The organism is Micromonospora coriariae, assembly GCF_900091455.1.
Classification (GTDB): domain Bacteria; phylum Actinomycetota; class Actinomycetes; order Mycobacteriales; family Micromonosporaceae; genus Micromonospora; species Micromonospora coriariae.
The window spans coordinates 2,796,849-2,814,781 of record NZ_LT607412.1; the positions used below are offsets into that span (position 1 = coordinate 2,796,849).

The 17,933-nt window shown below is 71.3% G+C and carries 20 protein-coding genes; 4 read left to right on the top strand and 16 right to left on the bottom strand.

Annotated elements, in window-relative coordinates; translation table 11 throughout:
- The first annotated feature begins 40 nt into the window (after positions 1 to 40).
- From GA0070607_RS13105 to GA0070607_RS13115, 3 genes are all read left to right on the top strand, one after another.
- Positions 41 to 472, top strand: coding sequence for an OsmC family protein (locus GA0070607_RS13105; RefSeq protein WP_089018466.1), 432 nt, complete (start codon positions 41 to 43; stop codon positions 470 to 472).
- A 151-nt stretch (positions 473 to 623) separates the two neighbouring features.
- Positions 624 to 971 (top strand): metallopeptidase family protein, encoded by a 348-nt coding sequence (locus tag GA0070607_RS13110; protein ID WP_172899025.1) that lies wholly within the window; start codon positions 624 to 626, stop codon positions 969 to 971.
- Positions 972 to 1,085: 114 nt separating this feature from the next.
- Positions 1,086 to 1,808 (top strand): AIM24 family protein, encoded by a 723-nt coding sequence (locus tag GA0070607_RS13115; protein ID WP_089018467.1) that lies wholly within the window; start codon positions 1,086 to 1,088, stop codon positions 1,806 to 1,808.
- Between the two features lie 48 nt (positions 1,809 to 1,856).
- Here the strand turns inward: GA0070607_RS13115 and pheA are convergent, their stop codons facing one another.
- The 5 genes from pheA to GA0070607_RS13140 all read right to left on the bottom strand — a co-directional run bounded on the left by pheA (position 1,857) and on the right by GA0070607_RS13140 (position 5,355).
- Entirely contained in the window at positions 1,857 to 2,813 is a 957-nt protein-coding gene (gene pheA, locus GA0070607_RS13120; RefSeq protein ID WP_089018468.1) for a prephenate dehydratase, read from the bottom strand.
- Between the two features lie 9 nt (positions 2,814 to 2,822).
- On the bottom strand, positions 2,823 to 3,362 hold the full coding sequence (locus GA0070607_RS13125) for a hypothetical protein (RefSeq protein ID WP_408630903.1): 540 nt from the start codon (positions 3,360 to 3,362) through the stop codon (positions 2,823 to 2,825).
- Between the two features lie 162 nt (positions 3,363 to 3,524).
- Positions 3,525 to 3,914 (bottom strand): ACT domain-containing protein, encoded by a 390-nt coding sequence (locus GA0070607_RS13130; RefSeq protein WP_089018469.1) that lies wholly within the window; start codon positions 3,912 to 3,914, stop codon positions 3,525 to 3,527.
- 75 nt (positions 3,915 to 3,989) lie between these two features.
- Positions 3,990 to 4,448, bottom strand: a complete 459-nt coding sequence (locus tag GA0070607_RS13135; protein ID WP_089018470.1) for a hypothetical protein — start codon at positions 4,446 to 4,448, stop codon at positions 3,990 to 3,992.
- A gap of 166 nt (positions 4,449 to 4,614) precedes the next feature.
- Positions 4,615 to 5,355, bottom strand: a complete 741-nt coding sequence (locus tag GA0070607_RS13140; RefSeq protein ID WP_089018471.1) for a hypothetical protein — start codon at positions 5,353 to 5,355, stop codon at positions 4,615 to 4,617.
- A 163-nt stretch (positions 5,356 to 5,518) separates the two neighbouring features.
- Between GA0070607_RS13140 and GA0070607_RS13145 the strand changes: the two genes are divergently transcribed.
- Positions 5,519 to 6,748: an arginine deiminase gene (locus tag GA0070607_RS13145; RefSeq protein WP_089018472.1), complete on the top strand. Its 1,230-nt coding sequence runs from the start codon at positions 5,519 to 5,521 to the stop codon at positions 6,746 to 6,748.
- 26 nt (positions 6,749 to 6,774) lie between these two features.
- Here the strand turns inward: GA0070607_RS13145 and GA0070607_RS13150 are convergent, their stop codons facing one another.
- From GA0070607_RS13150 to GA0070607_RS13200, 11 genes are all read right to left on the bottom strand, one after another.
- Entirely contained in the window at positions 6,775 to 7,662 is an 888-nt protein-coding gene (locus GA0070607_RS13150; RefSeq protein WP_089018473.1) for a DUF5926 family protein, read from the bottom strand.
- Between the two features lie 61 nt (positions 7,663 to 7,723).
- Positions 7,724 to 8,140, bottom strand: coding sequence for an ATP-binding protein (locus GA0070607_RS13155; RefSeq protein ID WP_231931152.1), 417 nt, complete (start codon positions 8,138 to 8,140; stop codon positions 7,724 to 7,726).
- A gap of 55 nt (positions 8,141 to 8,195) precedes the next feature.
- A complete protein-coding gene (locus GA0070607_RS13160; protein WP_089018475.1) occupies positions 8,196 to 9,650 on the bottom strand; it encodes a PAS domain-containing sensor histidine kinase in 1,455 nt (484 codons plus the stop codon).
- 56 nt (positions 9,651 to 9,706) lie between these two features.
- The gene (locus GA0070607_RS13165; RefSeq protein WP_089018476.1) at positions 9,707 to 10,495 is read right to left on the bottom strand and encodes a glycerophosphodiester phosphodiesterase; all 789 of its coding nucleotides are present in this window, start codon (positions 10,493 to 10,495) and stop codon (positions 9,707 to 9,709) included.
- Between the two features lie 11 nt (positions 10,496 to 10,506).
- Positions 10,507 to 10,842 (bottom strand): rhodanese-like domain-containing protein, encoded by a 336-nt coding sequence (locus tag GA0070607_RS13170; RefSeq protein WP_089018477.1) that lies wholly within the window; start codon positions 10,840 to 10,842, stop codon positions 10,507 to 10,509.
- Positions 10,843 to 10,900: 58 nt separating this feature from the next.
- Positions 10,901 to 11,776 (bottom strand): LCP family glycopolymer transferase, encoded by an 876-nt coding sequence (locus tag GA0070607_RS13175; protein ID WP_089018478.1) that lies wholly within the window; start codon positions 11,774 to 11,776, stop codon positions 10,901 to 10,903.
- Between the two features lie 276 nt (positions 11,777 to 12,052).
- The gene (locus tag GA0070607_RS13180) at positions 12,053 to 13,228 is read right to left on the bottom strand and encodes an LCP family protein (RefSeq protein ID WP_231930990.1); all 1,176 of its coding nucleotides are present in this window, start codon (positions 13,226 to 13,228) and stop codon (positions 12,053 to 12,055) included.
- Positions 13,229 to 13,468: 240 nt separating this feature from the next.
- On the bottom strand, positions 13,469 to 14,704 hold the full coding sequence (locus tag GA0070607_RS13185; RefSeq protein WP_089018480.1) for an LCP family protein: 1,236 nt from the start codon (positions 14,702 to 14,704) through the stop codon (positions 13,469 to 13,471).
- Positions 14,705 to 14,780: 76 nt separating this feature from the next.
- Entirely contained in the window at positions 14,781 to 15,758 is a 978-nt protein-coding gene (locus tag GA0070607_RS13190) for an NAD-dependent epimerase/dehydratase family protein (RefSeq protein WP_089018481.1), read from the bottom strand.
- Positions 15,759 to 15,850: 92 nt separating this feature from the next.
- Positions 15,851 to 17,542, bottom strand: coding sequence for a solute symporter family protein (locus GA0070607_RS13195; protein ID WP_089018482.1), 1,692 nt, complete (start codon positions 17,540 to 17,542; stop codon positions 15,851 to 15,853).
- Positions 17,520 to 17,885, bottom strand: coding sequence for a DUF485 domain-containing protein (locus GA0070607_RS13200; protein WP_089018483.1), 366 nt, complete (start codon positions 17,883 to 17,885; stop codon positions 17,520 to 17,522). Before GA0070607_RS13200 ends, GA0070607_RS13195 begins: the two co-directional genes overlap by 23 nt.
- Between the last annotated feature and the right edge of the window lie 48 nt (positions 17,886 to 17,933).

Here is a 17,933-nt window from a genome sequence, read left to right on the forward strand (position 1 = left end):
TCGGTCGCCCGGCGGACGCCTTTCCGCTAGCGTTCTGGTCATGCCAATCCGTACCGCTTCCGCACAATGGCAGGGCAATCTCACCGAGGGGTCCGGCACCGTCCGCACCGGTAAGGGCGGCCTGTCGGGCAACTACTCCTTCAAGTCGCGCTTCGAGGAGGGCGAGGGCACCAACCCCGAGGAGCTGATCGCCGCGGCGCACTCCGCCTGCTTCTCGATGGCGTTCTCGAAGGCCCTCGCCGACGCCGGCTCGACGCCCACCTCGGTCGAGACCACCGCCAAGGTCCACCTGGACAAGACCGACGCCGGGATGACCGTGACCCGGATCGAGCTGGAGACCGTCGGCCAGGTGCCGGGCATCGACGACGCGGAGTTCCAGAAGCTCGCCGAGGCCGCCAAGGCCAACTGCCCGATCTCCCGCCTGCTCTCGCCGGGCGCCGATATCACCCTCACCGCCCGCCTGGCCTCCTGAGCCGGTCGACCCGTACGCCGCACGTTCACGGACAGGGTCTCCGCCCGCACCCGGGCGGCCGCTCTCTCCGTGAACGGGCGGATCCCGGTCCCGCGCCGCTGATCGTGATCCGTCGGCCGGCACGGGGTCGGGCAGAATGGGTGGGGTGCCGGTGGAGATGACTCGCGAACGCTTCGAGGAGCTGGTCGGCGACGCCCTCGACGAGGTGCCCGAGGAACTGCTCGGCCTGATGAGCAACGTGGTGATCCTGGTCGAGGACGACCCGCCGCCGGGCGAGCCCGACCTGCTGGGCCTCTACGAGGGGCACGCGCTGACCGACCGGGGCTGGGACTACTCGGGCGTGCTGCCGGACCGGATCTTCATCTACCGCCGCCCGATCCTGAGGATCTGCGACAACGACGAGGACGTCGTCGACGAGGTGGCGGTGACCGTGGTGCACGAGATCGCCCACCACTTCGGCATCGACGACGCGCGGTTGCACGCGCTGGGCTGGGGCTGAGCGCGGCCGATCGTCGCCTGACCGACCCGCCGCGCCACTCGGCCGATGGTCCGTGGTTGCCCTGGTCGCCTACCGTCGGTGCAGCGACCGCGACCTTTTCAGGAGGCACCTTTCATGCGCAGCGAGCTGTTCTCCGCGGAGAATCTGGAGAAGGAGTCCGCACAGGCCGGCATGCGGCTGCAGAACTCCAAAATGTTGAAGATCGAGCTCAACGGCGAGGCGATGGCCCGGGTCGGGTCGATGGTCGCCTACCAGGGGCAGGTGCAGTTCCAGGCGCTGGGTTCGGGCGGGCTCGGCAAGTTCCTCAAGCAGAAGCTCACCGGCGAGGGCGTCCCGCTGATGAAGGTCTCCGGCCAGGGTGACGTCTTCCTCGCCGAGCTGGCCAAGGACGTGCACATCATCGACCTTGAGCCGGGCGACGCGCTCTCCATCAACGGCTCCAGCGTGCTCGCCTTCGACTCCACCCTCCAGTACGACATCCGGATGGTCGGCGGCGCCGGGATGGCCTCCTCGTCCGGCCTGTTCAACTGCGTGTTCAGCGGGTACGGCCGGATCGCCATCACGACCAAGGGCACCCCTGTGGTGCTGAACGTGGACGCCCCGACGTACGTCGACCCGCAGGCCGCGGTCTGCTGGTCGGCCAATCTCCAGACCGGCTACCACCGGGCCGAGCAGCTCGGCCTCGGCACGCTCCTCGGGCGACGCACCGGCGAGTCCTTCACGATGAGCTTCGCCGGCCAGGGCTTCGTGGTGGTTCAGCCTTCCGAGGAGCCGCCGATCATGGGCAGCGGCGCGCAGCAGCAGGAGGGTGGCCTGCTCGGCGGTCTGCTGAGCTGACCACGCCGGCGTCGGCGCGCCCGGTCCCGGGAGCGCCGACGCTTCCGGTCAGCTCAGTTCGCCCCTGCGCAGCCGGGCCAGCCAGGCCGCCGCGTCGGCGTAGTCGACATCGGAGAGACCTGCCGGCGCCGGCACCGGCCGCTCGCCCGCCGCCTCTGCCCAACGGTGCCGGGGGTACGAGCCCAGGAAGCGGACGTCGGCGCAGACCCGGCGCAGGCCCTGCAACGCCTCGCCCATCCGCACGTCGGCCACGTGCCCCGCGCAGTCCAGGAAGAAGACGTACCGGCCCAGCGCCTCGCCGGTCGGACGGGACTCGATCCGGGTCAGGTTGACTCCCCGGACGGCCAACTCCATCAGCACCGACAGCAGCGCGCCGACCCGGTCGTGGGCGATGTAGACCGCGAGCGAGGTGAGGTCGTCGCCGGTCGGCGGTGGGGGCGGCCCAGGGCGGGAGACGAGCGCGAACCGGGTCACCGCGTCCGGATGGTCGGCGATCTTGTCGGCGAGCACCGCGAGGCGGTGCCGAGCCGCCCCGATCGGCGCGCAGATCGCGGCGTCGTACTCGCCCGCCCCGGCGCCGGCGGCGGCCGCACCGTTGGAGAGCACGTCGACCACCACCGCGTCGGGCAGGTGGTCGCGCAGCCAGCCCCGGCACTGGGTGGACGCCTGCGGGTGGGCCGCCACGGTGCGGACCGAGGTCAGCGAGGTGCCCGGGCGGGCACCGAGCATGAACTCCACAGGCAGGATCACCTCCCGGGTGATCACCAGTGGCTCACCCTCGGCCATCTCGTCGAGAGTGACACCGACCGCGCCGCCGATCGAGTTCTCCAGCGGCACCAGCGCGGCGTCGGCGTCCCCGGCCCGAACGCTGTCCAGCGCCTCACCGACGCTGCGAGCGGGCGTACGGTTGCCGCGCTCGGCGGCGGGGACGGTGCGCAGCGCCTGTTCGGCGAAGGTGCCCTCCGGGCCGAGGTAGACGAAGCGCGTCGGCGGTGTTCCTGGCATGCGGCCAGCCTACGCACCCGAGCCGAGAACCGGCCCGGCGTCGCAGGCGAGCGTCCGGATCCCCACCGGACCGGTGGCGCGTACCTCGATGGTGCACACGTCGGTGCCGGCGGTGACCAGCTCCGGAGCGGCTGCCCGACCGCGGGTGACGACCTGGAGTTCCTCGTGCCCGGTCACCTCCAGCACGGTGTACTGCCAGTCGGCGGCGCAGAGGGGCCCGCTGCGGACCCGGACCCGGACGTTTTCCGGAAGCACGCCACCCCGGCCGCGCAGCAGCTGCACCACCCGCTGCCCGGACGGCCCGTTCGGGCAGGCCGTCGCGACCAGCCCGGCGTCCGGGGTGGCTGTGGCGGTGCCGACCGGCGGGGTGGCGGGCGCGGTGCTCGGGGTGCCGGTCGGGCCGGGTGCCGCCGGGACTCCGGTGCCGGTCGGCGCGCCGGACGGTTCCCGCAACCCGGGTGGGGCGCCGCAGCCCGTCAGCACTGCGACGGTGAGGAGAGCGAGCGCCGCTCGCAGGACCCGGGTCGCGGGTAGCGCGCGGACAGCCACCGGATCGTGGGTCGCCGGTGGGGCGTGGGTCGTCGCCCGCGGTGGGGTGGACACGCGGCGGAGCGGGGTGAACGGCACGGGCCGATCCTCGGGACATCGGAGAACTCGTCGCGGCCGGGGTGGCCGAGCCCATCGTAGGGGGAGCGGCCGGCGGGGTGAAGCTCAGCCGAGGACGCGGTGCCCGGCACGCTCCAGGGCGGCCGTGCCCTCGGTCAACCGCACGGCCGGCACCAGCAGGTAGTCGGTATCGAAGGTGGAGAACGTGACCACGCTGACCCGGGCCTCGGCGAGCGGGTCGACGAGCGCGGCCAGGGTGTCGGTGCCGGCCACGTCCACCGGGCCGGCGACGCGCAGGCAGCGCCAGACGGTCTCCACAACGGCCTGCGCGGGGGCCCGTTCGGTCGGGCAGATCACCGAGATTCCGTCGGCCGTCCAGCTCACGGTGACCACGTCGGTGCGACCCAGCCCGCTCGACAACGCGTCCGGCAGGGTGGAGCCGGCGGCCAACCGGCACACGGCGTACTCCCCCGGCAGCAGAGCGATATCGAGCATGAGGGCACCTTACGGCCTCGGTGCGGACCCACCCCAGCATCGCCGCGTGCGGCGAACGACACACTCCGTCGCAGGTCAGACCTCGGAGAAGAAGGTGAGCGAGCCGGCCACGGCACCGTCGGCGAGCACCGGGGTGGAGATCGCGTCGACGGTCGCGTCGGAGCTGTCCGCCGAGGCCGCCTGCACCCGGAGCAGACCGCGGGCGAGCCGGCCGGACGAGAGCGCCAGCAGGGGCGGAATCTTGTCGATCTCGGCCTCGGTCAGCTCGCCGCGGTTGGCGGTGAAGTCCAGCAGGCGCAACCCGCCGTCGAGCAGCGGGCGCCCGATCAGGCCGTCCGGTTCGCCCAGGCAGAGCAGGTCGCAGCCGGCCGCGGAGATCGCCACCACCCGGGTTTCGGCGTCGATCAGCAGGCACGGCTCGTCGGCTCGGCCGACCGTCGAGGACCACTGGCCGAAGTTGTCGGACTCCGGCTCTGTCGAGGCCCGCGCCGTCGGCACGAACACTTCCGAGAGCGAGAGTTCGACGTGGGCCACCGAGCCTCCTATGTACACCGACGGACTGTCCACGCTAGCGGGTCGCCGACGGAACCACCGAGCGCACCGCGCCACCGGCCACACTGCCTGAGCCGGGGCGGCCAGTGACGGCGCGGGAGCCGGTGGCGTGGACGGGGACCGGAGCCGCGTGGCGTCGCCGGTGACGTTACCGGCGGTTGGCCGGCTTGTCAGCGGCCGTTCGGCCCTCGTCATACCACCGGTAGTCGGCGGATGGACGGTACGTGCCGTTCAGCCAGGTGCCCGGGTGCTGCGCGACCCGGGACAGCTTCTCGGCCGTGGCGGGGCTGATCCGGCTGCCGCCGGCCACGAGGAGCCGGTCCAGCTCCCGGTGGGTGGCCATCAGACAGTCCTTCGGCAGGCCGTAGACGCTGATCACGCCGGAGCCGACGAAGGTCAGCACCGGCGTCACCGGCACAGGCAGCCGCACCGCGGCGGAGAGGGCCTTGCTGGCCCGCTTGGCGTCCCGGCGGGCCTCCGCCACGTACGGCGGTCGCTTGCCGTTGATCTGCACGACGTCCCCCGCGACGAGCACACGGGCCCGCCCGTGGTCGGCGATGGTCACCGCGAACAGGCCGCTCGGCCCGATGGCGAGGAACCCGGCGCGCTCGTCCTGACCACGGTCGAGCAGGACGTCGGCCACGTCGGTGCGGGGCCACTCGATGACGTGCCAGGCCGGCCCGAGATGGTCGAGCTGGCCCAGGGCCCGTGCTCCGGCCGCCTCCAGCCTCCGGGCGCCCCGCTCGGCCCGACGACGGCGGGCCCATTCGAGCGGTGTCGGACGGACCGGTGCGAGAACCCCCGGCGACTCGACGCGGGGATGGGGCACCGCGACGGGCGGCAGTGCCCGGGCGGTCGGTACGGCTCGTCGTGCGGGAAAGACAGTCATCGCGACCTCCGGCAAAAGGTCCCTCGAAGTTATGTCCCCACTACCCTACGTTGACACTCCCCGTGTTCGGCAAGCCGGAACGCCGGAGTGACTGTGGATGAATGCCATATTCATCCACAGTTCTTTTCTCGGATGCCGCCAAACCCTGCCCTACGCTGCGGGGGTGACCCACTACGTCGACAGCGAAGTCGGCCGGCTCGGCACCGTACTGCTGCACCGGCCCGGCCCGGAACTGGCCCGGCTCACCCCCCGCAACAACGACTCACTCCTGTTCGACGCGATCCCCTGGGTCGGCCGCGCCCAGGAGGAACACGACGCGTTCGCCGCCGCGCTGCGCGAGCGCGGCGTCGAGGTGCTCTACCTGGCCACCCTGCTGGCCGAGACGTTGGCCGTCGCGGACGCCCGGGCCGAACTCACCGAGCAGGTGCTGCGCTCGCGCCGGCTCGGCGACACCCTGCGCGCCCGGGTCGCCGACCACCTCTCCTACCTGGACCCGGTCGCGCTGGCCGACGTGCTCACCGCCGGGCTGGCCCACGAGGAACTGCGAATCAGCTCGGAACGGCCGGGCGGCCTGGTCTACACCCTGATGGACCGGCACGACTTCGTCATCGACCCGCTGCCCAACCTGCTCTTCACCCGGGACTCGTCGCTGTGGATCGGCGACCGGGTCGGAGTCACAAGCCTGGCCATGCCGGCCCGCCGCCGGGAGACCACCCTCACCGACGCCATCTACCGCCACCATCCGCGCTTCGCCGGCACCGAGTTCGTCTACCGCCCCCACCTGGAGCACCTGGAGGGCGGGGACGTGCTGCTGCTCGCCCCCGGGGTGCTGGCGGTCGGGGTGGGTGAGCGGACGACCCCGGCCGGTGCCGAACGGCTGGGCCGGCAGGTCTTCGCTGCCGGGCTGGCCCACACGATCCTGGTGGTGCCGATCGCCCAGGAGCGCGCCACCATGCACCTGGACACCGTCTGCACGATGGTCGACGTGGACGCCGTGCTGATGTATCCCAACGTCGCCAGCGTGCTCTCCGCGTACACCGTGATCGCCGGCGCGGACGGCGAGGACCCGCGGGTGGACGGCCCCGCGCCCTTCCTGCGGGCCGCCGCCGACGCGATGGACCTCGACCAGCTCCGGGTCATCGACACCGGGCTCGACCCGGTCACCGCGGAACGCGAGCAGTGGGACGACGGCAACAACACGCTGGCCCTGGCACCGCGGCTCTGCGTCGGCTACGAGCGCAACACCGAGACCAATGCCCAGCTGGAGCGGGCCGGCATCGAGGTGATCCCGATCGCCGGCTCGGAGCTGGGCTCGGGGCGGGGCGGCCCGCGCTGCATGTCCTGCCCGATCACCCGCGACCCGCTGAAGGAAGGGCCCCTTGTTAACGCCTAGTGCATAAAAAGGGGCCCTTCCTAACGTCAGCGGAGGGTGAGCTGGCGACCGAGCAGCCCCTGACGGGCCCGGCGTCCGGCGGCGTCCAGCGGGTCGCTGGCGGCGAGTGCCTCGGTGTACCGCTTGGCGAACTGCGCCACCGGGTCCTCCCAGTCGGTCGCCGGAGTCTCCTCCGGCAGGTCCCAGACCGGCACCAGCCGACCGTGCGCGCGGAACATGCCGGCGAACCGGGTCTGCTCGCCGAGCGGCAGCGTGCCAGCCGCGCCGAGCCGGGCCAGCGCGTCGAGCGCGGCGTCCTCCTCGTCCGGCAGCACCCAACGCACGTGCGCCTTCTCCGGGACCTGGCACCAGTACGCGGCCTTCGCCGCGGTCAGCCGCACCGTCGGGTAGATGGCCGCGTTCGCCCGCTCAAGCGACGCCTGCACGGTCGGGTCGTCCGTTGCGCCGGGGTCGAGCCAGAACTCGAACCCGTCGTGCATGGTGATCTCCAGTGGGCCGTCCACCAGGACGTCCTGCAGCCGGGGGCCGGGTCCGGGCAGCGGCGGCACGGCCACCTGGCCGCCCGGCTCGGTCCGCAACGCGCAGAGCAGCGCCTCGGCCAGGTCGCGGGAGACGTCACCGGACTGCTGGTGACGTTGCAGGCCGATGAGCACCCGGCCGTCCGGCTTGGTGATCGCCGGAGCGGCCATCGGCAGCACCGTGGCCAGCGTGACCGGCCGGTCCCCGAACTCCTCGACAAGGGCGGGCGACAGCCGCAGCGGCGCGGACGCGGCGGGCACCAGCTCGCGCAGCGCGATCCACTCGGGTTCGTCGACCAGCCCCTCGAACGGTCGGGGCACGAAGATGTCCCGCACCTTGTCCCGACGGGGGGCGGTGTCCGCGGCGGCACGCTGGTTCTTTCGACGCTTGCTCACGGCGTCACAGCCTAGAGGCCCGACCGGCTCGTCGTGGGCGGGACCCGCTCCGAGACGTCGCTCAGCCTGCCGGCACCAGGTCGGGCCGGGGCGCCGGGGCAGGATCGAACTCCGCCCAGACGCGCTGGCCCAGACCGTCCCGCTCGACGCCCCACCGGGTGGCCAGACCGGCCACGATGTGCAGGCCTCGGCCATCCGCCGCGTCGGGGTTGGCCGTCCGGATCCGTGGCCCGGTGCTCGCGCCGCCATCGGTCACCCGCAACTGGATCCGCGGCCCGTCGACCGAGGGCCGCAACCGCCAGGCCACCCGGACCACGCCGCCGGGCAGCGGTCGGGCGTGCCGCACCGCGTTGCCCACCAGCTCGGCGAGCACCGCGATCAGGTCCGCGAGGAGCGTCGGGGGTACGACGTCCGCCAGGTCGTCGGCGAGCCGGTGCCGGGCCAGCCGCGCTCCGGTGGGATGGTGGGGGACCACCACGCACCATGCCCGTTCCTTCGCTGCCACCGTTGCCTCCACGTCGCGCCACCGCCGGTCAACCGCGGGGCAGCCGCACCTCTGCGACCGTACCGCCGCCGGCCCTCGGACGTAGGGATACCCATCCATTCTGCTGTTCAACGATCCGGCGGACGAGATAGAGACCGAGCCCTGCGCCCGGGTAGCCGCGCCGGTCGCCGGATTCGCCCTGCCAGAACCGGTCGAACGCCCGCTCCACGTGCTCCGGGCGGATGCCGATGCCCCGGTCGCTGACCCGGAAGGCCACCAGCTGACCGTCGACCGCGGCGGTGATCTCGATCGGCGCATGCGGCGCCGAGTACTTGCCGGCGTTGGTCGTCAGCTCGGTCAGCACGGTGACCAGGCTGGGCCGGTGGCCGAGTGCCTTGGGTAGGTCCGCCGGGAGGCGGAGCACCAGTCGGCGGCGCAGCTCCGCCGGCAGGTCGACGACCGCGGAGCGCAGCGCCTCGCCGAGGTCGAACGGGGTGGGCGGGTCGTCCCCCGGCCCCGCCTCGGCAGTCGAGGAGAGCAGTCGGTCGACCAGCCGCGCCAGCTCGTTGGCGCGCTGCCCGATCACCCGGGCGGCCTGCCGCCGGTCGGACTCGACAAGCGAATCCCAGTGGTCGGTGAGGGTGTCCGCGTACCCCTTGATCACGGTGACCGGGGTGCGTAGCTCATGGCTGGTCACCGCGACGAACAGCTCGCGGTCGTGGTCCCGACGCTGCTGGTCGGTGATGTCGCGGAAGGTGACCACCCGCAGCGTGCCCGGGCCGGGCAGTTCCCCGGAGGTGATCCGCAGCCAGCGCCCGTCCGGCAGACGGTGGTCGCGGACCTGACCGGACGGCGGCAGCGGGAACGGCAGCGGTTGGCTCAGAGCCTGCTCGGCCGTCCGGCCGGTGACCTGGGCGGCGGCCGGGTTCCAGAGTCGGACGTGCCCGTCCCGGTCGACCACGGCCAGCCCGTCGGCGAGCGCCGCCACCACCGGTCCGTCGCCGTGCACTGGCAGCCCGGTCTGGTCGCCGTACATGTGCGCGATGCAGGAGGCGAGGTAGGCGACGACCCCCTGCTGCTCGGCGCTCGGCTCCTCGTCGACCTGGTAGAGCGCGTGCAGGCTGCCGACGGTGTGACCGCCGATCTCGGCCCGGGAGACCGCCATCCGGCGCAGGCCGCAGCCGGCCAGTTCGTCGGCGAGCTTGCCGCTGAGGTCGGCGACCCGGGCCTGGCGAACCCGGGGGCCCGAAAGTAGGCAGACAGTGTCCGGATCGTCGGCCGCCAGCGGGCGGCCGAGGATCCACTCCGCCGCCCCCGTCGCGGCGATCACCCGACCACCGGTCGGGCCGAACTCGGCGAACGCCATGCCGGCCGCGCCGAGGGCGGGCTGGGCCACCCGTAGCAGCTGGGTGAGGACCGGCAGGCCGGCGTCGCCAGAGTTGATCATCTCGATCACGACGGTGTGGCCGGCGATGAGAGCGGGGAAGTCAATACGCTCCGGCATGTGCCGAGTCTGCCCCGCCGACGCGAATTTCGGCACCCCTGCCCGGTAGGTGCCGGTCAGCGGTCCAGCCGGGCCAGGGCGTGTGCCGGGCGATCGGTGATGATCCCGTCCACCCCGGCGGCCAGGACCAGCTCCAGATCCGCCGGGTCGTTGACCGTCCAGACGTACACCTCGTTGCCGGACGCACGCAGCGCGGGCAGCAGTTGCGGGCGAGACCGGACCAGGCCGATGCCCGGCCCGGCGATGCGCGTGCCGAACGGCAGCCGCCCCAGGCGGAGCCAGGGCGGCAGCACCTCCAGCAACAGCACAGTGGGCAGCGTCGGGGCCAGCTCGTGCACCCGTCGGACCGCCAGCGGGGAGAACGACATGACGGTGACCTGGACCGGGTCGTCCGGCGCCGGGTCGGCCAGCCCGTACCGGCGCAGCAGGGCGACCAGCCGCCGCTCCACGTTCGAACCGTAACGGGACGGGTGCTTCGTCTCCACCAGCAGCCGGACCGGGCGGCCGGCGGCCAGCACCGCGTCCAGCAGCCGGGCCAGGGTCAGCAGCCGGGTGTGTGACTCGTCGGGCGGCACGTCACCGCTCGGCGCGCTGCCGGGGTGCCAGGAGCCGAAGTCCAGCGTCTCCAGCTCGGCGAGCGTACGCGCGCTGACCAGGCCGCGACCGTTGCTGGTGCGGTCCAGTCGGCGGTCGTGCACGCAGACCAGATGCCCGTCCCGGGTCAGCCGGACGTCGCACTCCAGGCCGTCGGCGCCCTCGTCGAGGGCACGCAGGTAGGCGGCGAGGGTGTGTTCCGGAAGGTCGTACGAGGCGCCGCGGTGCGCGAAGACCAGAGGCCCGCCCATCCCGGCCGCCTTCAGATGACCTGGCCGGGCTGCCCGTTGGCGTCGACCACCGGGCGGCCGACGGCGGCCCACTGGCGCATCCCGCCGTCGGCGTTGCGTACCTGCTCCCAGCCGTTGTTGACCAGGTAGGCGACGACCTGGGCGGAGCGCCCGCCGGAGCGGCAGATGACCGCCACGTCCCGGTCGGTCGGCACCTCGGCCAGCCGCGCCGGCAGTTCCATCATCGGCAGGTGGTGGGCGCCGGGAGCGTGGCCGGCCGCCCACTCGTCGTCTTCCCGCACATCCAGCAGGTAGGTGTCGTCGGCGATCTCGGTCACGGGCACGGTGGGAACCTGGGGTCCGAACACAGGTACCAACACTAGATCCTCATCGGCCGGTTCGGCATCGACCCGGCCGTCGGCACCATCACAACCGGGTCACCCACCGTGGGTTGGCCTGAGCCCAGGCCGGCACCCTGGTGCCGCGTACGGCCTCGAAGAGCCCGTTGCCGCCGTTGTCCAGCACCACGTACGAGACCTCGCCGATGGTCTGCGGGGACGAGGGCACCTGGACACCCCGCAACCCGTCGGCCGGCAGCGCGCGCAGCGCGAGGAGCAGGTCCTCCAGGGGTACGCCGTTGGTGTCGACGGTCAACGAACCGCCGACCGCCCGGAGCACCTGGTCCAGCTTGACCGGGTTGCTGCGCAGATCCGCCTGGCCAGCCCGGTCCAGCATCGCCTTGAGCAGTTGCTGCTGGTGGTGCTGCCGGTCGTAGTCGCCGCCGGGCAGGTCGTAGCGCTGCCGTACGTAGTCCAGTGCCTCCGCGCCATCCATCTGCCGACAGCCGGTGGGGAAGACCCGGTTGGTGTGGATGGAGCGGACCTCGGTGTCCACGCACATCCGCACCCCACCGAGCAGGTCGATCACCTTCCGGAAGCCGGAGAAGTCGATGAGCGCGGCACCGTCGAACCGGATCCCGGTGAGTCGGGCCAGAGTGGCGGAGAGCAACCGGGTGCCGGCCTGCCCGCCGCCGCCGTGCTCGTACGCCGCATTGATCTTGTCCTGGCCGCCGGGGAAGCCGTTTGTCGGCGGGATGGCGACCAGCAGGTCACGCGGGATGGAGACCAGGTACGCCTCCCGGCGCCCAGCGGGCACGTGCACGATGAGGATGGTGTCCGAGCGTTGGTCCGGCCCGCTGCCGCCGGGGCGGCGGTCGGAGCCGACCAGCAGGTAGTTGAGCGGCCCGTCCAGGTCCGTCCGGTCGGTGCGGGCGTCGAGGTCGAGCAGGATCTCCTTGGCCACCGCGCGGTCGTACCTGTGGCTGAGCGTCTTGAGCCCGACCACGGCGAGCCCGGCCAGCAGGACGAGGGCCAGGCCGATGCCGAGCAGGATCCGTGACCCACGGGCGCGGCGCGGACGGGCGGCTCCGGCCTCGGCGGCCCGGTCCGCTGCGTTCCGTCCCGACCTGGACGTGACCGCCTCCCCGCAGCCGATACGTGAAACCTGCTCACGTCAGGCTACGGGCGGTGACGGGGCGGTCGCCGGCTTTCCGGGACTTCCGGTCGGCTGCCGCCTGCGTCACTTCCGGCTTGAGATCATCTCCGGGTGGGCGAAGACAAATTCGCCCAGCTTGTCCTGCTTCATCGCCCGGAACATCTCCATGGTCTCCTCGTTCAACGTCTCGCGCTGATTGCCGTTCCCGTTGAACGTGCCGTTGTTGGTCTTGAGCATGGTCAGGTCCCTCGAGGTCACCCCGCGCATGGTGAAGATGAACTTCTCGATCGCCACGCCGCCGGTGTCCAGCACCAGCGCCTTGCCGGCCGCCTTGGTCAGCTGCTGGAGCTTCGCCGGGTTGGTCAGCGCGCCGCCGTCGGTGGCCTTGCGGGCCATCGCCTTGATCAGCTGCTGCTGATTCTGCTGGCGGTCGTAGTCACCACCGGGGAGCCCGTAGCGTTGCCGGGCGTAGTCCAGGGCCGCCCAGCCCTCCATCTCCTGGCAGCCCTTCTTGTGCACCACCGGAGTCATCTGCTTGCCGGTCTTCTTGGCGTCGGCGTTCCACATCGGCTCGCCGTCGACGAACGACATGTGCTTCGACTTGACCTCGTGGCTCACGCAGATCTTCACGGTGCCGAGGGTGTCGATGACGTTCTTGAAGCCACCGAAGTTGATGATCGCCGCACCGTCGAAGCTGACTCCGGTGAGCCGCTTGATCGTCTGCGCCATCAACTGAGCCCCGCCCTCCCAGCCGCCACCGTTGCGGGCGCCGGCCTGGAAAGCGGCATTGATCTTGTCGGTGTCACCGCCGAACCCGCTCTTCGGGAACGCCGGGATCTGTGCCTCGGTGTCCCGGGGGATGGAGATCAGGTACGCCTGGTCGTGGGAGGCCGGGATGTGCAGGATGATGATGCTGTCCGACCGGACGTTGTCCGCGGCCCAGCGCTCCCGCGCGTCCACGCCGAGCAGCAGCATGTCGATCGGACCGTCCAGGCTCGCGCCGCCCTCGGCGTCGGACTTACCCGCGTCACCGAGCAGGTTCCGCTGGGCGATGTCCCCGGTCGCCTGGCTGATCAGCACCTTGCTACCGACGATGCCCACTCCGCTGCTGAGCATCAGCACGGCACCGAAGATCACCGTCAGCCGAGCCCAGAGCGGATCCCTGCGCTTCGGGCGCTTCTTCGCCGGCCCGCCTCCGGAGCGGCCACCGCCGCCGGGCGGGCGACCACCCGGACCGCCGCCCGCGCGGCCCGGCTGCATCGGAATGGACGAGGCGATCCGGCCGCTGGGGGCGGCGGACCCGGTAGACGAAGGGCGACGGCTGGCCTGAACCGGCATGCGTGCTCCAGCTCGTGATCAGGAGGGGGGCGGCACCACTGTACGTACATCGATTCGACTTGGCGAGTTCATCCCGGGTCAATCCGGACGCCGATTTCGCTGAGGTCGGTCGGTCGTCGACACCTGATGACCCGAACGGGCCGCTGCCGGTCGTCCTGCGGATCAGCCGCCCTCGGTGCCCTTGGGCTGGTTGGCCTTGACCCAGTCCGCCATGGTGTCCGCCGACATGGCCCGGTACATCGCCAGCGCCTTCTCCCGGTCGGAGACCACCACCGACTCGCCGTTGATCGTGTCGCTGCCCGAGTTCGGGCTGGTCACGAAGGTGAGGTTCTGGCCGCGCAGGTTGCGGAACTGCAGCGCCATGTCCGTCACCGAGAAGCCCTCGTCGACGGTGGCGGCGGCGGTCACCGACTGGAGGAAGTCGTGGAGCTTCTTCGGGTTCGCCAGCGTGCCCGTGCTCGCCGCCTTGTCCAGCAGCGCCCGGAGGAACTCCTGCTGGTGCCGCATCCGGGCGAAGTCCCCGTCCGGGAACTGCTTGCGCTGGCGGATCCAGTCCAACGCCTCCGCGCCATCCATGTGGTTGGTGCCCTTGGTGAACGTCCGGTACGGCTTGTGGATCGAGGTGACGGTCCGCTCCACCTTCAGGTCGACGCCGCCGAGGGCGTCGGTGACCTGCTTGAAGCCGGCGAAGTCGATCGCCATCACGTGGTCGATCCGGACGTCGGTGAAGCACTCCACGGTGCGGACCGCGAGCGGCAGCCCGCCGAACGCGAACGCCGCATTGATCTTCGCGCGCTGGCCGGAGCCGCAGTCCGCGCCGGCGCTCTCCGGGATCGGCACGTAGAGGTCACGAGGGATGGAGACCAGGTACGCCTCCTGGTGGTCGGCCGGAATGTGCATCACGATGATCGTGTCGGCGCGCCACTGGCTCTTCGTGTCGACCGGCGCGTCCGGGTCCCGAGAGTCGCTGCCCACCAGCAGGATGTTCAGCGCGCCGTCGACGGTCTTGACCGGTCGGCCACCGGTGATCTCCGCGAACGGGTCGGTCCGGGCCAGGTCGCCGTCGAGGTTGCGCGCGTACAGCCACGCGCCGATGCCGCCGAGCAGGGCCAGCACCAGCACGGCGATCCCGGCCACCAGGCCGATCCGACCCCAGCGTGGCCGTGGGCCGCGCCGGTCCGGCCCGCCGGCACCACCCGTTCCACCTGGTCCTCCGGGCCCACGCGGCCCCTCCGGGCCGCCCGGCCGGGGCCGCTCCTCGTCGGGCGACGGATACCAGCGTGCCTCGCTCGGCCGGGTACGTCCGGAGGCGCCCCGGTCGGGGCCGGGCACGGAGGCGCGCCCGGCGCTGCGGTGCAGGTACGGGTGCGGAACGCCGGCAGACGAGGTCGCTGACATGTAACTCAGGGTACGTAGGACGAGCCACTACCGCCCTCAGGCGACACTCAGCCAGCTGTCGTGCGTCGCCGGCCGGTTACCCTAGCCGCGCCCGGAAGTGCTCGATCGTGCGTCGCAGGCCGTCTTCGGGCGCCACGGTCGGCTCGTATCCGAGCAGTTCGCGGGCGAGGGTCAGGTCCGGGCGGCGCATCTCCGGGTCATCCGAGCTTCGAGTGATGTACGTCACTTCCGAGCTGCTGTCGGAGAGCGACACGATCAACTCAGCCAGTTGCCGCATGGTGAGCTCATGCTCGGTGCCGCAGTTGATCGGACCGGTCTCGGTCGAGTCGAGCAGCAGCAGGATGCCTCGCACCAGGTCCTCGACGAAACAGATGGACCTGGTCTGGTTGCCGGTGCCGTGCACGGTGAGCGGCTCGCCGCGCAGCGCCTGGGAGATGAAGGTCGGGATGGCCCGGCCGTCGTCGGGGCGCATCCGCGGGCCGTACGTGTTGAAGATCCGGACGATCGCCGCGTCGAGCCCGCGGTGCCGGTGGTACGCCATGGTGGCCGCCTCGGAGAAGCGCTTCGCCTCGTCGTAGACGCTGCGTACCCCGATCGGGTTGACGTTGCCCCAGTAGGTCTCGCGCTGCGGGTGCTCCTTCGGGTCCCCGTACGCCTCGGAGGTGGAGGCCATCAGGAACCGGGCGCCGTCGGCGACCGCGCGGTCCAGCAGGTGCAGGGTGCCCACCGAGCCGACCCGCAGGATCTCCACCGGCAGGTGGGCGAAATCGGTGGGGCTGGCCGGCGAGGCCATGTGCAGGATCGCGTCGAACCGCTCGGCCAGCGCCGGGTGGTGCGTCGGCAGACCCTCGGAGATGTCCGCCTCGACCAGGGTGAAGGTCGGCCGGTCCAGCAGGTGGGCGACGTTCTCCTTCGACCCGGTGACGAAGTTGTCCAGCGCCACCACCGTGCAACCCCGCGCGATCAGGGCGTCCACCAGGTGCGACGGGACGAAACCGGCGCCGCCGGTGACGAGAATGCGGTGACCGGAACCGTAGCGCTCAGCAACCTTCATACCGATCAGCCTACCGACCCCCGGAATTGCGGAAGGGCCCCCTGTTGACGCCCGGCGTTCCACAGGAGGCCCTTCTCAACAAAGTGCCGCGGTCAGTGGGCACCGGCGCCGGTCAGGGCGCGGACCTCCAGCTCCGCGTACTTGTCCTCGTCGTGCTCCTTGGAAAGGAGGGTGCCGATCCAGCCGCACAGGAAACCGAACGGAATGGAGAGGATGCCCGGGTTGGACAGCGGGAACCACTGCCAGTCGTGATCCGGGAACATCGACGTCGCCGCCCCGGAGACCACCGGCGAGAAGAACACCAGCAGTACGGCCGAGAGCAGACCACCGTAGATCGCCCACACCGCGCCGGAGGTGTTGAACCGCCGCCAGAACAGGCTGTAGAGGATCGCCGGCAGGTTGCCCGAGGCGGCCACCGCGAACGCCAGCGCCACCAGGAACGCCACGTTCAGGTTCTGCGCGAAGATCGACAAGGCGATCGAGACGGCGCCGATCACCAGGGCGGAGATCCGGGCGACCCGTACCTCCTGGCGCTCCGACGCCTCACCCTTCTTCATGACGTTCGCGTAGAAGTCGTGCGCCAGGCTGGACGAGGAGGCCAGGGTCAACCCGGCGACCACCGCCAGGATCGTGGCGAAGGCGACCGCCGCGATGATCGCCAGCAGAGCCGCCCCACCCACGTCGCCGCCGAGGAAGTCGATGCCGAGCGCCTCGGCCAGCTGTGGCGCTGCCGTGTTGCCCGCCTTGTCCTGTGCGGTGATCGCCTCGCTGCCGACCAGTGCCGCGGCGCCGAAGCCCAGGGCCAGGGTGAGCAGGTAGAAGGTGCCGATGATGCCGATCGCCCAGAGCACGCTCTTACGGGCCGCCTTCGCGGTCGGCACCGTGTAGAAGCGGATCAGGATGTGCGGAAGGCCGGCGGTGCCGAGCACCAGGGCGATGCCGAGCGAGAGCAGGTCCATCTTGCTGTAGAAGGTCTTCAGCGCGTCACCGGGTGTCTCCACCCCGTAGCGAAGCCCGGGTTCCAGGAAGGCGGCTCCCTTGCCGGAGGCGTCCGCGGCGTCGCCGAGCAGCGACGAGAGGTTGAACTTGTACTTGGCGAGCACCAGCAGCGTCATGACGATCGCGCCGCTCATCAGCAGGAACGCCTTGACGATCTGCACGTAGGTGGTGCCCTTCATGCCGCCCACGGTGACGTAGATGATCATGAGGGCGCCGACCATGATGATGGTGGCGATCTTCGCGGCGTCCGCGTCCATGCCGAGGAAGGTGGTCCCCGGCCTGATCCCCAGCAGCAGCGCCACCAGGGCGCCGGCGCCGACCATCTGGGCCAGCAGGTAGAAGATCGACACCGTGATGGTGGAGACCGCCGCCGCCGTACGCACCGGACGCTGGCGCATCCGGAACGCCAGGACGTCGGCCATCGTGTACCGGCCGGAGTTGCGCAGCAGCTCCGCGACCAGCAGCAGGGCGACCAGCCAGGCGACCAGGAAGCCGATGGAGTAGAGGAAGCCGTCGTAGCCGTAGAGCGCGATGATGCCGGCGATGCCGAGGAACGAGGCGGCCGACATGTAGTCGCCACCGATCGCCATGCCGTTCTGGAAGCCGGAGAAGGACCGGCCGCCCGCGTAGAAGTCGGTCGCGGTCTTGGTCTGCCGGCTGGCCCAGACGGTGATGGCCAGGGTCACGGCCACGAAGACCAGGAAGAGCGTGATGGTCAGGTTGCGGGCGGTGTGGCTGCCCGCCTCAGCCGCCAGGAGCGGGTTAGCCGCGAGGACCGTCTTCATGGGTCACCTCCCCGATCTCGGCACGGATCCGGTCGGCGACCGGGTCGATCTTCCGGTCCGCGTACCGGGAGTAGAGCCAGGCGATCACGAACGTGGAGACGAACTGGAGCAGGCCGAAGACCAGCGCGACGTTGATGTTGCTGCCGAACAGCTTCGTGCCCATGAAGTCCCGGGCGTACGCGGAGAGAATGACGTAGAGCGCATACCACAGGAAGAACGCGACGGTCATCGGGAAGACGAAGCCGCGCAGCGCGCGCCGCAGCCCGGCGAACTCGTCCGACCGTTGTACGGCCAGGTATCTGTCCGGCTGGGAAGCGGTCGGCGCGGGTGTGTCCGTGGACATCTGTGGATCACCACCTTCACAGGCGTTGGAGGAGTTTCGCGCACCGTA